General features: G+C 35.4%; 17 protein-coding genes and 1 tRNA gene. 8 read left to right on the forward strand and 10 right to left on the reverse strand.

Annotated features, from left to right (window positions below):
* Window positions 1-64: 64 nt before the first annotated feature.
* Window positions 65-718: a GDSL-type esterase/lipase family protein gene (locus tag MM214_RS04670; protein ID WP_241292595.1), complete on the reverse strand. Its 654-nt coding sequence runs from the start codon at window positions 716-718 to the stop codon at window positions 65-67.
* Window positions 719-1,012: 294 nt separating this feature from the next.
* Between MM214_RS04670 and MM214_RS04675 the strand changes: the two genes are divergently transcribed.
* The 3 genes from MM214_RS04675 to MM214_RS04685 all read left to right on the forward strand — a co-directional run bounded on the left by MM214_RS04675 (window position 1,013) and on the right by MM214_RS04685 (window position 3,971).
* A tRNA-Asn gene (locus MM214_RS04675) sits at window positions 1,013-1,086 on the forward strand.
* A 957-nt stretch (window positions 1,087-2,043) separates the two neighbouring features.
* Window positions 2,044-3,420 (forward strand): AAA family ATPase, encoded by a 1,377-nt coding sequence (locus MM214_RS04680; RefSeq protein ID WP_241292597.1) that lies wholly within the window; start codon window positions 2,044-2,046, stop codon window positions 3,418-3,420.
* 2 nt (window positions 3,421-3,422) lie between these two features.
* Window positions 3,423-3,971, forward strand: coding sequence for a hypothetical protein (locus MM214_RS04685; protein WP_241292598.1), 549 nt, complete (start codon window positions 3,423-3,425; stop codon window positions 3,969-3,971).
* Window positions 3,972-4,212: 241 nt separating this feature from the next.
* Here MM214_RS04685 and MM214_RS04690 read toward each other — a convergent pair whose 3' ends face one another.
* The 3 genes from MM214_RS04690 to MM214_RS04700 all read right to left on the reverse strand — a co-directional run bounded on the left by MM214_RS04690 (window position 4,213) and on the right by MM214_RS04700 (window position 5,566).
* A complete protein-coding gene (locus tag MM214_RS04690; protein WP_241292600.1) occupies window positions 4,213-4,404 on the reverse strand; it encodes a hypothetical protein in 192 nt (63 codons plus the stop codon).
* Window positions 4,405-4,557: 153 nt separating this feature from the next.
* Window positions 4,558-5,121 (reverse strand): PIN domain-containing protein, encoded by a 564-nt coding sequence (locus tag MM214_RS04695; RefSeq protein ID WP_241292602.1) that lies wholly within the window; start codon window positions 5,119-5,121, stop codon window positions 4,558-4,560.
* Window positions 5,111-5,566 (reverse strand): helix-turn-helix domain-containing protein, encoded by a 456-nt coding sequence (locus tag MM214_RS04700; protein WP_241292604.1) that lies wholly within the window; start codon window positions 5,564-5,566, stop codon window positions 5,111-5,113. Before MM214_RS04700 ends, MM214_RS04695 begins: the two co-directional genes overlap by 11 nt.
* 222 nt (window positions 5,567-5,788) lie before the next feature.
* On the opposite strand from MM214_RS04700, the gene MM214_RS04705 reads away from it, so the two are divergent.
* Window positions 5,789-6,097, forward strand: a complete 309-nt coding sequence (locus MM214_RS04705; protein ID WP_241292605.1) for a GIY-YIG nuclease family protein — start codon at window positions 5,789-5,791, stop codon at window positions 6,095-6,097.
* 155 nt (window positions 6,098-6,252) lie between these two features.
* Here MM214_RS04705 and MM214_RS04710 read toward each other — a convergent pair whose 3' ends face one another.
* Both MM214_RS04710 and MM214_RS04715 read right to left on the reverse strand, forming a co-directional pair.
* Window positions 6,253-6,444 carry a hypothetical protein gene (locus MM214_RS04710; RefSeq protein ID WP_241292607.1) on the reverse strand — a complete coding sequence of 64 codons (192 nt, stop codon included), beginning with the start codon at window positions 6,442-6,444 and terminating at the stop codon, window positions 6,253-6,255.
* Entirely contained in the window at window positions 6,423-6,632 is a 210-nt protein-coding gene (locus tag MM214_RS04715; protein ID WP_241292609.1) for a hypothetical protein, read from the reverse strand. The genes MM214_RS04710 and MM214_RS04715 overlap by 22 nt, the downstream gene beginning before the upstream one ends.
* A gap of 298 nt (window positions 6,633-6,930) precedes the next feature.
* Here MM214_RS04715 and MM214_RS04720 point away from each other — a divergent pair, with 298 nt between their 5' ends.
* The 4 genes from MM214_RS04720 (at window position 6,931) to MM214_RS04735 (ending at window position 9,095) form a co-directional block, all read left to right on the forward strand.
* Window positions 6,931-7,125, forward strand: coding sequence for a hypothetical protein (locus tag MM214_RS04720; RefSeq protein ID WP_241292611.1), 195 nt, complete (start codon window positions 6,931-6,933; stop codon window positions 7,123-7,125).
* 2 nt (window positions 7,126-7,127) lie between these two features.
* Window positions 7,128-7,586: a hypothetical protein gene (locus tag MM214_RS04725; protein ID WP_241292613.1), complete on the forward strand. Its 459-nt coding sequence runs from the start codon at window positions 7,128-7,130 to the stop codon at window positions 7,584-7,586.
* Window positions 7,587-7,876: 290 nt separating this feature from the next.
* A complete protein-coding gene (locus MM214_RS04730; protein WP_241292615.1) occupies window positions 7,877-8,662 on the forward strand; it encodes a Fic family protein in 786 nt (261 codons plus the stop codon).
* Between the two features lie 124 nt (window positions 8,663-8,786).
* Window positions 8,787-9,095 carry a GIY-YIG nuclease family protein gene (locus MM214_RS04735; protein ID WP_241292617.1) on the forward strand — a complete coding sequence of 103 codons (309 nt, stop codon included), beginning with the start codon at window positions 8,787-8,789 and terminating at the stop codon, window positions 9,093-9,095.
* 40 nt (window positions 9,096-9,135) lie between these two features.
* On the opposite strand, the gene MM214_RS04740 is transcribed toward MM214_RS04735, so the two are convergent.
* The 4 genes from MM214_RS04740 to MM214_RS04755 form a co-directional block, all read right to left on the reverse strand.
* A complete protein-coding gene (locus MM214_RS04740; protein WP_241292619.1) occupies window positions 9,136-9,600 on the reverse strand; it encodes a GNAT family N-acetyltransferase in 465 nt (154 codons plus the stop codon).
* A complete protein-coding gene (locus MM214_RS04745; RefSeq protein WP_241292620.1) occupies window positions 9,597-10,040 on the reverse strand; it encodes a DinB family protein in 444 nt (147 codons plus the stop codon). Before MM214_RS04745 ends, MM214_RS04740 begins: the two co-directional genes overlap by 4 nt.
* A gap of 277 nt (window positions 10,041-10,317) precedes the next feature.
* Window positions 10,318-11,361 (reverse strand): glycoside hydrolase family 43 protein, encoded by a 1,044-nt coding sequence (locus tag MM214_RS04750; RefSeq protein WP_241292622.1) that lies wholly within the window; start codon window positions 11,359-11,361, stop codon window positions 10,318-10,320.
* 21 nt (window positions 11,362-11,382) lie between these two features.
* Window positions 11,383-13,698, reverse strand: a complete 2,316-nt coding sequence (locus MM214_RS04755; RefSeq protein ID WP_241292624.1) for a GH92 family glycosyl hydrolase — start codon at window positions 13,696-13,698, stop codon at window positions 11,383-11,385.
* Between the last annotated feature and the right edge of the window lie 86 nt (window positions 13,699-13,784).

The raw sequence follows: 13,784 nt of genomic DNA on the forward strand, positions 1-13,784 counted from the left end.
AGTTATCCTTTTGTTCAAAGTAGCTTATGAGGTTAGAATTCTGTAAGACTTTCTTGAAGAGATATTACTCTTTGGTAGCATGGTTTGAGATTTCTGAAGCAATGGTTTTTGCCATGATTCCTAATCCTTCTTTGTTGGGATGAACACCGTCAGGAAGTAACTCAGGGTGCATGCTGAGTGGAGTGTGTAGGTCGATAAGGTTAGCTTGAGTTGATACAGCTATTTCGAGTAGGAGAGGTTTGATGTCTTCGACCATTACCTTTTCATTGATCCCCCAATTGTCTTTTGCTACAGGCACAGGGATACAAATGTAAACGCGACCATTTTCTGGCATGCTTTCTTTTATAGTGTTGACCAAGGCGATGTAATCATTTTTGAACTCATCTTTAAACTTCCAGTTCTGGGGCTTAGAATCATTGGTGCCTAGTTTGATGATTAAGATTTCAGGAAAGAATGCTTTTACTTCTTCGAATTGAGGTTCATTCCAGTAAGGGAAATCACCATTCTTCAAAAGTGTTCTACCGCTAACACCAAAATTTTTTACCAAATAATCCTTACCTAGGAGTTCTTGAAGTTGTAGTGGATAGCTATCTGGATGGTCTCTGCCAGGGCCTTGTGTGATACTATTGCCTACACAGGCTACTTTTACTTGTTGCTGCGCCAATACAGTAAATGAAGTCAGGAGTAAAAGGACAAGGGAGGTTATGTGAATTTTCATGGGTTTTATTAAGTTTTTGATTGAGAAAGATAGAGATTTTTTTGTCACATGAGAAAGGAAAATGTTTCAAGTATAGCACTGAAAACTGGATAAAGGAGGAATATGAAGAAGATACAAAATTTAGAGGGGAAAATTTTTCAAAAATTGAAAAAAATAAGTGGCTGATTCATAGGTGAAAATAGTTAATTGAGTTTTTAAGGTGAATTTTTTTAAGAATAGGGTTTGGAAAAAATCAAACATCCTGTTATGTTTGCATCACGTTAACGGAAAGGGTTAGCGAAAAACATAAAAAATTCCTCCTTAGCTCAGTTGGTTAGAGCACATGACTGTTAATCATGGGGTCCTAGGTTCAAGCCCTAGAGGGGGAGCTAATGAGAAAAAGAGGTCAAAAACGACCTCTTTTTTGTTTTTATACTCATCAAAAACCCCCTCTACACCCAATAAAACGGACATTTCTAAAGTGAAGGGTGTGGTTGCAACATCGAAATCTAGATTTTCAATTTTTTAGATTTAAACAATAAATATAATACAACACTTTAATTTGCTTAACCCACATACAGAATTGCGCTAAAAAATGCTCCGGGCGCAATAGCTAGAAAAAAAATATTACTGGCAAATTCATCTCAACTTGCCAGTTGAATTCTCACCCATGGGGCTCCCAGTGTCGACTGAAGTCCACATTCCGCCCAGCTATTTTGAATGCCAGTAAGAATCTAGTCTAAAGGTCCAACTAGTGTAGACCTGAGTCGACATGATTTTTACTTACTTTTCCGTAAAGGAGGTGAAGAATTTTGCCAGTAAGATTCCCTATCAGCGGTCCCTCTGGGGGTCCTGAAGTCCTGGGGGGTTGCATAGGTATCCCCCCTCCCTGGGGTAAAATCTTGTAGCTCTAGGAGGGGGGATGATGTCGCCGAAAAAATTTCTGGAATTTTTTATAGAGAATTGGGATTAATATATGCATTATATTTGTTAAGGTCATTCAATGAAAATTTTAATCTAACTGATTAAAGAATATTAAACAAAAAGTATTCTGTAACCATTAAGTTGAAACCTCAAATGTTTTTCAACTTGACATTACCATCAAAAAATTAAAATGAGAATTTTAAATAAATCCATTTAAATACTTAAGATTATGGAGTAAATTTAAGGTCTGGCTAATAAACCATCTTTAAAAATTATTTAAATAGATATCTCAAATTAAATTGAAATATGGCTTTCTTTGATTGGGTTCAATTATCACCAAATCTTACGCCATTTTAGAAGAATAAAAACCTAGAATCATTAATTTATCAAGATAGATTGATTCCTGAAAAAAGCAAAAAAATATGAAAGTTGATATAACTGATTTAGGATTTGTAAAACATGCTCATTTGGACTTAGACAAAGATTTAACAATTCTTTGTGGCCCAAATAATACGGGTAAAACATATGTAGCTTATGCCATTTATGGGTTAATGAAATTTAGGTCACATCTTCCGAAGTCAAAAAAAATATCTAATGAGCTGAAAAGTCTTTTAGAGAAGGGTCAAATCGAACTTGATATTCTTGATTTATTATTAAAAAACAACGAAACATATTTAAATGCCATAGGCGATAGTTATGTGAGTCAAATACATAAAGTTTTTGCCTCAGATGAGAAAGCTTTTTCCAAAACAAAAATTGGAATTGAGATTGGAAATATAGAAGATTTAAAAAGAAAAATCCTTGCTGAAGAAATCAGCCAAGAAATTGGTATTAGGAATAGTGTATCAGTGAAGATTTTTAAAAAATCTGAGTCACAAAAAATAACTTGTCTTTTGATAGAGAAAGATGATAAAGAGGTTAGTGATAAACAAGCGGTTCCAACATCAATACTATTAGATTTTCTAGCCGATAGAATTTTTAGTATTCTAATTGATTTTATATTTCCTAAAACATATATTGCTCCAGCAGAAAGGATTGCAATTAATATTTTCTCAAAAGAGTTGTCCTTAAAAAGGAACGTCCTAGTAGATAAGTTGCTTGAGCTAAAAGAGGTAGGTAAGGATGACGACCCATTTGACCTCGTAAAAAGGAGAGCAACCAGATATCCGTTGCCAATTAGAGACAGTTTAGAGACATCCGAAGATTTGATAAATTTTAAAAAAAACACGAGTGATTTTGCTCATTTTGCAGATGAAATTGAAAAAGAGATTTTGAAAGGGCAAGTATTGATTTCCAAAGATGGGGAGGTACAGTATAAACCTGATAAAGCAAAATCTTTAAAGTTACCAATCCATCTTTCTGCTTCGGTTGTCAAATCCCTTTCAAACTTAGTAATCTATTTTAGACATTTAGCAGCAAAAGGCGACTTTATTATTATAGATGAACCAGAATTAAATCTCCATCCGGATAATCAGGTAGTTATAGCCAAGGTTATAATTAAAATTGTAAATAGAGGCTTTAAAGTACTTATCAGTACTCATAGTGATTATATCATAAGAGAAATTAATAATTTAATCATGATGAATAATAATCCACATTTTATAAATAAATACAATTATTCTAATGAAATTACAATAAATCACGAAAGAGTAGGAGCCATCCTTTTTCATTATGAAAAAAGAAAATGCACTAATCTTGAAGTCACAAAAACAGGGTTTGAGGTTGAAACTATTGATAAAGTTATTAATGACTTGAATAATAGAGCTGAAGACTTATTTTTTAATTTAGAAAGTCAATAAAAATGGTAGATAAAGTTTTCCAACAACTATATGATTTGATTAAAGGGGATTTTAAAAACTCGTTTCTTGGGGGTAATGTCGTTCTTCAAGATAGTACTAGTAAGAAAGTCAAACTAAATAAGAAAGGTCCAATACTTTGTCTTCAACCAGATAAAAAGATAAAGGATTGGAAAAATAATTTTCCTTTTTTTGAAACTTCAGTTTCTACTTCGTGTAGTGTTTCTGACCACCTTATTATTTATCCAAAAACTGATACTCTATATGTGTTCATTATCGAATTAAAATCAAAAAATGTAAATGGAGCTATAAGTCAAATTAGGGCAAGCTTTGAATTGAGTAAATATATATGCGGAACTGCCGTCAGATTATTAAATTATCCGAGTATTAATATCGAATATAGAGGTTTAATATTTTCCCATAAACCTCCTCGTAAAGGTACATCCAAACCAGTTCAGACTTACACTGAAGATACTATTTCAAATTTATTATATCGTCATTTACAATCAGGAAATGATTATGACTTAGATATACTTTCTGCGAAAAAAATTTGATTCTCAAATAACTTAGTTATAAATAACCAAATCATTTTGGTTGAATAAAATAATTAAGTGATTGATTTTGAACATCTTTTAGTATCAAATAAACCCTACTCTGGTTGCAACTATCGTAGATAGGGGGAGCTAATGAGAAAAAGAGGTCAGAAACGACCTCTTTTTTGTTTTTATACTCATCAAAAACCTCGAAGTTTTTTGGTTGTAAGTTTTTAAAAAAAGTAAAATTTAAGCTGACGAATCAACCTTGACCACGCTTATACAAAATAGTTGGGGGTACATCAAATGGGTCAATCTCCACGATTTTACCATTTCTCACCACAACCAATGGACTATTCTTCGCTTTTTTGAATTCCACTAGCTTTCGATAAGCTTCCTCTAGTCCCTTTACTATTTTTTCTCTTTCCTCTTTTAATAGGTCTTTAGTTTCCATAATATTCTTTTCAACATAAACCTTCCCGCTTCAATACCAGCTTTCTCTAGTTGGAAAGGAGAGATTCCTTTTGCAATTTCATTTAAATATGGTTTTTGAGGGTGCAATTTATTAATTTCCAATATATCAAAGTGCATCACTTCCAATTACTTATCAAATCAGACTGTGTAAAAAATCTGCTGTTTTTGTTAATCCACATTTTCTGAATTGGTTTAAAATTTCGAACTCATCCATTTTGGGATTTTTTCTATTCAAAACCATCTCCTTGAAAGCAGAAGTTGCTTGTTCATGATTTAAGTCAATAATATCGACTAAGAAATCATCAGCTGAAATCACTGCTATTTCAAAATTGTCTAAGATATTTTTCGGAAAGTCTTTCAGGTTGTTGGTTACTATGCAGTTGGAATTAGATTTAATCGCAGCGGCAACAACATGTCTGTCCTTTTGATCTGGCAAGTTTAATGTAGGTATCAAATTTTCATAGTTCTTAACCAAGGCGTCAGGAAATGCAGAATTGGCTACGGCAATTCTTTTCTCTGCGTCTTCTTGATTCAATCCTTTTCGCATCATCACTTCTTTCCATTCATCAAAAATATGCTTGCTCCACTTTGGGGTATATAAGTCATAGTATGCAAACCAAAAAAGTAAATCCCTTGAGATCAATGGATAGATAACATTGGTATCTAAAACAGCTTTAAAACGAACACTATGAATCATATCCTCCTAACTCTTCATCGCTATTCATCATTTCAATCAGTAGACTTTTCTGTTTTGCCTTCATTTTCTGTTTGTAACTGACTACGTCTTCAAATTTGATCCTGCGATGCCTTCCAACTTTAATGAAATCCAATTCTCCATTTTCAAGAAGTTTGACCAAATGTGGACGTGAACAACCTAAGATTTCTGCAGCCTTTTGAGTGGTTACTTCTGTAGCGACAGGTACAATCGAAATTGGTTTGCCCTGACTCATTGCCCTTAAGATCTCGTTGAGTAACTCCAATGCTCTTGATGGGATTTGAAGTTTTTCCTTTGTCTCCTCGATCTCAATTTCAGTCATAGTGGCGTGAATACGCTCAAGTATCTGTGATAGGGCTTCATGAGATTTTTCAGCAATCCGTTGCTCCGATTTACTCGGTTTTTTACTAAGACTTAGGGTTTCCATGGGGTTGATTTAAGTATTCTTCAAATATAATCGAAATAAACGAAACAAACGAAATAAAAGTTGAATTTTCCGTTCATTTTAAAGAAGCTTAAAACTGTTTTCAACTTTAAAAGCTTGTCCATGAATTTCTTCCAATGACCTAAATAAGCTGCTCCGGTTGCAGCTATCGTTGATAGGAGGAGCATAACTTTTGAGAAATCTGAGGTTTTTTCATTTCAAGAAGTGGATTTTTACTTATACATATTATATTCTCCTAAATTTGACAAGTTCTACATTGGATACTCAGCTGATCCATGGATTAGGTTAGAGCAACACAATTCAGGTACCTTTCATAAGTTTACTTCAAGTTATAGACCATGGGAACTTGCAGCAGTTTTTAAAATTGGAAGAGACAGGAGTTTGGCCATGAAAATGGAAAAATTCATAAAGAAACAAAAATCAAGGAGTTTGCTTGAAAAGTTAATAGATGTCAACTTTGTACCCGAAGGCTTTTTGGCTCAGTTGCTTAGAGTCCCGCATGTGCGGGATTAATCATAGGGTCCTAGGTTCAAGTCCCGTACGTACGGGAGGAGCTAATGAGAAAAAGAGGTCAGAAACGACCTCTTTTTTGTTTTTATACCCATTAAAAACCTCGAAGTTTTTTGGTTGTAAGTTTTTTAAAAAAAAGTGAAATTTAAGCTGACGAATCAACCTTGACCACGCTTATACGAAATAGTTGGTGGTACATCAAATGGGTCAATCTCCACGATTTCACCATTTCTCACGACAACCAATGGACTATTCTTGGCTTTTTTGAATTCCACTAGCTTGCGATAAGCTTCCTCTAGCCCCTTTACTATTTTGTCTCTTTCCTCTTTTAGTTGGTCTTTAGTCTCCATAATATTCTTTTCAACATAAACCTTCCTGCTTCAATACCAGCTTTTTCTGGTCGGAAAGGAGAGATTCCTTTTGCAATTTCATCCGCGTTTACAAATTCTTTACAGTCCAAGATTTCAGGCAAAATTGTATAGGAAGCAGTAGTTTTACCTGCACCATTACAACCTGCTATAATGTAAAGTTTCTTCATTCAATACAAATATACACTTTACTATCTAATCATCATTTTATCCAACCCATTAAGATAATATTGGACCGATTACTTCTTGCAATCTTGCTGAGTAAGAGTATTATTTACTAAACTCCTTTATTTTTTCTTTTAAAACCAAAAATACTCTACTCCGGTTGCAACTATCGTTGATAGGGGGAGCAAAAGCGGTCATTTGGCCACTTTTTTTGTTTTATACGCTTTAATTTTAATTTAAGGAAGTTTTTTTGGTTGCGTTTCTGTTTTTTTGACTGAATATAATTTCATAGTATATTTGATTATGCAAAAATTAGATAGAACGTATAGCACATCAGGTAATCTTTTTCAAAAAAAGGAAGAGATTGTTCATTATTTGGGAATGAGCAAAGAAGAAATTGCTAAGGTTTTCGCCTATTTAAATAGTGTTTCCTTTGATTATGCTTTGGGTGATCCTCCCAAAATGGACAAAAAAGCATTTTCAATGCGTAAAAATTAGTCATGGGAAATGTTTTTAATCCTGATTTTCAAGAATTTTTATTGGCGCTGAATAAAAATGAAGTCAATTATGTCTTAGTAGGTGGCTATTCTGTTATCTATCATGGGTTCCCAAGAACAACGGGAGATTTAGATTTATTTGTTGAAGTTTCGAAAAGCAATTACCAAAAATTGGTTAAGGCATTTGAACAATTTCAAATGCCTATTTTTGACATGACAGAAGATTCCTTTCTATATCAATCTGAAATAAATGTATATACATTTGGAAGACCTCCTGTATGTATAGAGATTTTAAAAGAAATCACAGGATTTACTTTTCAAGAAATAAATGTTAATGCGTTAAATACAATATTTGAAGAAATACCAATGAAAGTAATTCATTTAAATGACTTAAAACGAAATAAGCAAATGAGTGGTCGTAATAAAGATTTAAACGACTTGGAAAATCTTTCGAAACTATAATTTTATCCACTCTACTGTTTAAATATCATTTTACCCAATCTTTGAAGATTCATTATTTGTTTCGATTACTTCTTACAATTTTTTTCTAAATGAAGGTATCACTTAGTTAATTCCTAGATTACCTTTTTTAAAACCAAAATCCCCCTAATCCGGTTTCAACTCCGGTTGATAGGAGGAGCAAAAGCCTTGCAACAATGCAAGGCTTTTTTGTTTAAGGCAACTCTAGAAACCATTTATTTTTTTCAATACAATAGTTGACTAACTTAGTCTTTTATTGAGCTGTAATAGTGATGAACAAACAACTACTAATTTTAAGCAATGATTTAATTTCAGAATACCTGGAAAAAGCACCGCAAGGTTTAAATCTTGCTTTTGAAGCATTAAAAGATGCCGAAATTTCAACAGATAGCTTTAGTTTTTACACCTCCGTATCCTCCGTATACAGTAGCAAAATAGAAGGGGAAGCCATCGAATTGGACAGCTACATCAAGCACAAAAAATTCGGGATAGAATTTTCACCAGATTACACCAGAAAAATAGATGATCTTTACGATGCCTACAGCTTTGCAAAGGTCAATGAGCTCAATGAAGAAACCATTGCCCAAGCCCATTCATTGCTTAGCAAAAATATCCTAACTAAAAACAGGCAAGGAAAGTACCGCACACAAAACATGTATGTCTCCACTCCTGATGGCCGTATTGAATATGTAGCGGCCTCACCATTTGAATTAGAGGCAGAAATAGAAAAGTTTTATACTGATCTGACGCTACTACTCAAAACAAAACTATCTATCGAAGAAGCTTTTTTTTATGCCTCAATGATTCATTTGGTTTTTGTCAAAATACATCCTTGGAATGATGGAAACGGCAGAAGTGCTAGATTAATAGAAAAATGGTTTTTAGCAGAAAAGTTAGGGGATAAGGCCTGGTTTATACAGAGTGAAAAAATGTATTATGACCAACATCAAACCTACTACTCAAATATCAGACTTTTAGGCTTAGAATACGCTACCTTGGATTATACTAAAGCACTTCCTTTTTTGCTGATGCTGCCGTCTTCTGTTTTAAAGGAATAGAAAAAACCTAAATGATTTCCTTGAAAACTTCCATCAAGGTCAAAAATACTCTACTCCGGTTGCAACTATCGTTGATAGGAGGAGCATAACCTTAGAGAAATCTGAGGTTTTTTCATTTCAAGAAGTGGATTTTTACTTATACATATTATATTCTCCTAAATTTGACAAGTTCTACATTGGATACTCAGCTGATCTTTGGATAAGATTAGATCAACACAATTCAGGTACCTTTCATAAGTTTACCTCAAGTTATAGACCATGGGGACTTTCAGCAGTTTTTAAAATTGGAAGAGACAGGAGTTTGGCCATGAAAATGGAGAAATTCATAAAGAAACAAAAATCAAGGAGTTTGCTTGAAAAGTTAATAGATGTCAACTTTGTACCCGAAGGCTTTTTGGCTCAGTTGGTTAGAGTCCCGCACGTGCGGGATTAAGGTTTTAAAAATACCTAACACTTAATCTCAAACCACTGTATCAAAACAATGCTTTTTCCATTTTGTAATTTATCAATTCTATTCCTTTTCTTTGGATGAAGTTCTCAGAGATTGTAGAAAAACCAACCTTTTGGAAAAATGGACGTGCAGTTTTACTTACCTCCGCTGTGAGCTTTTTGTAACCTGATTCTTTAGCTTTTGATTCGACCAAGTCGTACAAATGTTTGGCGATACCTTGACCTTGATGAAGGTGATGTACAAAAAGAAAATCTATGTGATTGCCTCCAGCTACCGAGCAAAATCCAGTGATCTTTCCAGAAGAAATTGAAACTAAGGTGAATTGGTTATTGATTACATCAAGCCATCTTTGATGATTTTCAATACTGGAAGTCCAAGCTTTGATTTGAGAATTGTCATAATCTGCATGGCAAATGTTCTCAATAGTGTTTACAAACAGCTTTCTAATTTCATCCAAATCATGAATGTCTGCTAACCTTGTATTCATCTCTTGTACCAAATAAAATCAGTGCTGATAGGTTCTATTTTACAAGCTCTTAATTCGGACGTAATTTGAGCCCGGTGGTAGGTTGAGTGATTTATGATGTGGAATAGGATGTATTTCACATTATTGCTAAAAGCTTGACCACTTGAGTTTTTGTAATCAATAACTCTCAGAAGATCGAATGCTTCTAGTATTTCTTTAGATTGCTCAAAGTTTGCTTGATCAAGGTTCTTGAAATCATTAAGATCTTGTATTTGCCAAACTCCAAAAGGTTTTTGCCTTGGGTTGATCCTATTGTTCCATATCTGATGTGCATTGAGTATGTGGCTGAATAGTTCCAAAGCTTTTCCAGATAGCTCGTGATGCTCATGATTGAAAATTTTTATCAATTTTTGATTGGTGTGGAAGTTATATTCGAATAGTTCGATGAAGAAGTCTTTCATGATATTATCGTTTCAAATAAAATATAATGTATAATCACAATGATGCCACTAACCAAGCCATATTTGGGGCTATCAATATCCAGATATTAATTGATACCTGTCCGATGTAGCGGGCTGGATCCGTCTAGACGGACAAGTTATTAGTTGATACTAATCTCGAAGTAATTTTTTATTTGAATGTAATACTTCTTCTTGAGTAAAAGTGGATATACACCTGGAATATTTACCCATCCAAACAACAAATATATTTCAAGGAAAAATCTTCAAATCAAATAACTTATTTTGATATTTTCATTGCTTCTACCCCTTTAAAAGTAAGTTTAATCGGGTTGATTTTTCCTTGAGCATCAAAATTCATTGGTTCCAGACATACTATCCTATGGTTTTGGTCTGTCTCGGATAGTGGTCTTCTGTGATATACTATATAATAATTTTCTCCATCAGGATGAATCAAAACTGAATGGTGACCAGCTCCAGTGGCTACTTCTGGATCTTGCTCCAGTATAACTCCTTCGCGTTCAAATGGCCCAAATGGACTGTCCGCTATAGCATAAGCTACTTTGTAACCTGGACCAGTCCAGCCACCTTCTGACCACATAAAGTAATATTTGCCATCTTTTTTGAACATAAATGGACCTTCTACATAATTTTTCGGAGTCACCTCTTTATGTAAACTTCCGTCTTCAAAAGGCTCTAAACCTGTAAAATCTTCATTCAGCTTTACCACATTACAATGTCCCCAGCCTCCATAGTACATGTAGTAGGTGTCATCGTCTTCTTTGAAGATAAACTGGTCTATAGGCTGCGCACCATCCCAAATCTCTTGAATCAAAGGTTTGCCAATGAGATCCTTGTATGGACCCTCGGGTTGGTCCGCGACTGCTACACCAATGCCACCAACTTCTCCTTCATGTACATCATTAGCTCCAAAGAAAAGGTAATATTTTCCATTCTTTTGGATTACACCAGGTGCCCACATCGCTTTTTCTGCCCACTTGACTTCTTCTGATGTGAGAACCCTTTCATGTTTTTCCCAATCGACTAGATTTTTGGAAGAAAAGGCGTCAAAATGAAGCTGCTTTTCATATGGAGCTGAATAAGTTGGGAAAATCCAGTAGGTATCTCCATATATGATAGCTTCTGGATCTGCATACCATCCCTCTATGATTGGGTTTCCCGACATTCTGGTATCTTGATTTTCAACGTCCACTTCTTCGGTTTTATTTTTTGAATCACAAGCTATGAGTAGAGATGAAGCAAGCGCACAGGTCAAGCCATACTGCCAAATGATTCGAGATGTTTTTAAGGTTTTTAGGGGCATGAGTTATAAAGTTTAGGGATTTTATTTTGTCTTTTTTGGCTTCTTATCCATATGAAATTCTAAGACTCCACCAGAAGTAATGTCTGCATGATCTATAAAAGGCTCTTTTAGTTCTTTTCCATTGAGGTAAACTGCTTTTACAAATGGACGATCTGGTCCTTGATTTTTAGCAATTATTTTGAAGGTATTTCCATTGGAAAGTGGGAGAGAAGCATTTTTGACCAATGGACTGCCTAGTGCATATTCGGTAGAGCCAGGGGCTACTGGGTAGAAACCTAATGCACTAAATATATACCATGCGCTCATCTGCCCAAAATCATCATTACCACCCAAGCCATCAGGACTGTTCTGATACATGGTCTTTAAAATGTTTCGGATTTTATCCTGAGATTTTTGTGGTTGGGAGGTCCAATTATACAGATAGACAACATGATGAGAAGGCTCATTCCCGTGTACGTAGTTCCCGATGATGCCTTCACGGGTGATATCTTCTGTTTTTTCAAAATACTTATCAGGAAGCTCCATGGTGAACAAAGAGTCAAGCCTTTGAATAAACGATTCATTTCCTCCCATCATCTTGATAAGAGATTTGGGGTCATGAGGAACATATAGACTGTAGTTCCATGAGTTGCCTTCTATAAAGCCTTGTCCATGGGTGTCAAGTGGGTCAAAAGTAGTACGGAAAGATCCATCTGAAAGCTTAGGTCGTGTGAATCCAATTGAATTATCGTAAACATGCTTATAGCTTTCTGATCGATGATTATAGATTTGTGCGATTGAATCTTTTTTTAATTGAGTTGCCATCTGCGCTATAGCCCAATCATCATAAGCATATTCTAGTGTTTTCGAAACTGATGAACCGCTTTTATCTTCTGGGACATAGCCTAGTGCTACATAGTCACCGATTCCATCAAAATAGCTCGTGTTTGAAGTATTGATGCTAGCTTGGAGTGCTTTTTCATGGTCAAAGCCTTTGACTCCTTTTGCCATGGCGTCAGCTATTACGGATACAGCATGATAGCCGATCATACACCAATTTTCATTGGCATAGTGAGACCATATGGGTAGCATTCCATGTACACTTTGATCAGCATGGGCCAGCATGGAATTGATCATATCAGCATTTCTCTCTGGCTGTATGATGTTGTATAGGGGATGCAGCGCCCTGTAAGTATCCCAAAGTGAAAAGCTGGTGTAATTGGTGAATCCGTCGGCTTGATGTATGTTTTGGTCTAATCCTCTGTAGCTGCCATCTGCATCCATGTACACTGTGGGACCAAGAGATGCATGATACATACTCGTGTAAAAATTATACATGTCATCTGGATCGTCCATTTCTACAGTCACTTTGCGTAATTCTTGCTCCCATAATGCTTCACCCTCACGCTTCACTTGTTCAAAATCCCAATGGGGAATCTCTGTTTCCATATTAGCCAAAGCCCCTGCTGTACTTACTGGTGATATGGCCATCTTAGCAATCAATGGATCACTGTCTTCTTCAAACTCAAAGTCGAAATAAGCTCTGATTTCTTTTCCTGCGATTTCGGGAAAGTTTTTTGATTGATCAAACCTGCCCCAAAACCCTCTATAAACTTGCTTTTCATCATGCTTTTCATTTCCATAAGATTTGAAAGGTTTACTGAACTTTAAGGCAAAGTAGACTGTCCTTGTCCTGGCCCATCCTTGAGTTTGTCTATAACCCGTGACTGTGCTGTCATTTTCTATTCGGAGAAAAGTCCAGACATTTTTCCCTTCAAAAGGATAAGTTCCTGCCTTCAGGTCAAGGATTACATGGCCTTGATCAGTTTTTGGAAAAGTGTATCTATGCATTCCTACTCGGGTGCTGCTCGTCAACTCCACATTGATACCGTAATCCTTCAAAAGTACCTGATAGTAGGCTGGTGATGCTGACTCTTCATCATGAGCATATCTTGACCTATAGCCATTGTCTGGCTGATCTGCCGTGCCGGGGTTTAGCCTTAGTTTTCCCACCGTAGGCATCATCAATAGATCACCCAAATCAGCATGCCCAGTACCGCTAAAATGAGTGTGGCTGAACCCGACGATAGTAGGATCATCATATTGATACCCTGCACAATACCGATATACATCAGGGTTGTATTTTCCTTCGTATGCATAAGGTATGGTATCCGTGTCAGGACTAAGTTGAATACTTCCAAATGGCACAGTAGCTCCAGGGTAGGTGTGCCCCATTTTCGCAGTTCCGATAAATGGATCAACATACTTGATGAGCGAAAGCTTGTCCTCTTGAGCTTGTGCAAAAGCTGTGGTCAAAGTAAAGAAGCTAAATAGTAAAGAAACTTTTAAAATACTCATGGTGCTTGGGGATGGAGTAATAAAGGTAATTTTTTTGCAGTTTTGATTGACAGCCAATAAATATGTTTTGCTATCAATTAGCTTAA

The sequence above is a fragment of the Belliella kenyensis genome (assembly GCF_022549675.1).
Classification (GTDB): domain Bacteria; phylum Bacteroidota; class Bacteroidia; order Cytophagales; family Cyclobacteriaceae; genus Belliella; species Belliella kenyensis.

What these genes read in the sequence shown, in the direction of transcription:
- MM214_RS04670 (WP_241292595.1), bottom strand. Translation starts at nt 718, where the DNA reads ATGAAAATTCACATAACCTCCCTTGTCCTTTTACTCCTGACTTCATTT.
- MM214_RS04680 (WP_241292597.1), top strand. Translation starts at nt 2,044, where the DNA reads ATGAAAGTTGATATAACTGATTTAGGATTTGTAAAACATGCTCATTTG.
- MM214_RS04685 (WP_241292598.1), top strand. Translation starts at nt 3,423, where the DNA reads ATGGTAGATAAAGTTTTCCAACAACTATATGATTTGATTAAAGGGGAT.
- MM214_RS04690 (WP_241292600.1), bottom strand. Translation starts at nt 4,404, where the DNA reads ATGGAAACTAAAGACCTATTAAAAGAGGAAAGAGAAAAAATAGTAAAG.
- MM214_RS04695 (WP_241292602.1), bottom strand. Translation starts at nt 5,121, where the DNA reads ATGATTCATAGTGTTCGTTTTAAAGCTGTTTTAGATACCAATGTTATC.
- MM214_RS04700 (WP_241292604.1), bottom strand. Translation starts at nt 5,566, where the DNA reads ATGGAAACCCTAAGTCTTAGTAAAAAACCGAGTAAATCGGAGCAACGG.
- MM214_RS04710 (WP_241292607.1), bottom strand. Translation starts at nt 6,444, where the DNA reads ATGGAGACTAAAGACCAACTAAAAGAGGAAAGAGACAAAATAGTAAAG.
- MM214_RS04715 (WP_241292609.1), bottom strand. Translation starts at nt 6,632, where the DNA reads ATGAAGAAACTTTACATTATAGCAGGTTGTAATGGTGCAGGTAAAACT.
- MM214_RS04720 (WP_241292611.1), top strand. Translation starts at nt 6,931, where the DNA reads ATGCAAAAATTAGATAGAACGTATAGCACATCAGGTAATCTTTTTCAA.
- MM214_RS04725 (WP_241292613.1), top strand. Translation starts at nt 7,128, where the DNA reads ATGGGAAATGTTTTTAATCCTGATTTTCAAGAATTTTTATTGGCGCTG.
- MM214_RS04730 (WP_241292615.1), top strand. Translation starts at nt 7,877, where the DNA reads ATGAACAAACAACTACTAATTTTAAGCAATGATTTAATTTCAGAATAC.
- MM214_RS04740 (WP_241292619.1), bottom strand. Translation starts at nt 9,600, where the DNA reads ATGAATACAAGGTTAGCAGACATTCATGATTTGGATGAAATTAGAAAG.
- MM214_RS04745 (WP_241292620.1), bottom strand. Translation starts at nt 10,040, where the DNA reads ATGAAAGACTTCTTCATCGAACTATTCGAATATAACTTCCACACCAAT.
- MM214_RS04750 (WP_241292622.1), bottom strand. Translation starts at nt 11,361, where the DNA reads ATGCCCCTAAAAACCTTAAAAACATCTCGAATCATTTGGCAGTATGGC.
- MM214_RS04755 (WP_241292624.1), bottom strand. Translation starts at nt 13,698, where the DNA reads ATGAGTATTTTAAAAGTTTCTTTACTATTTAGCTTCTTTACTTTGACC.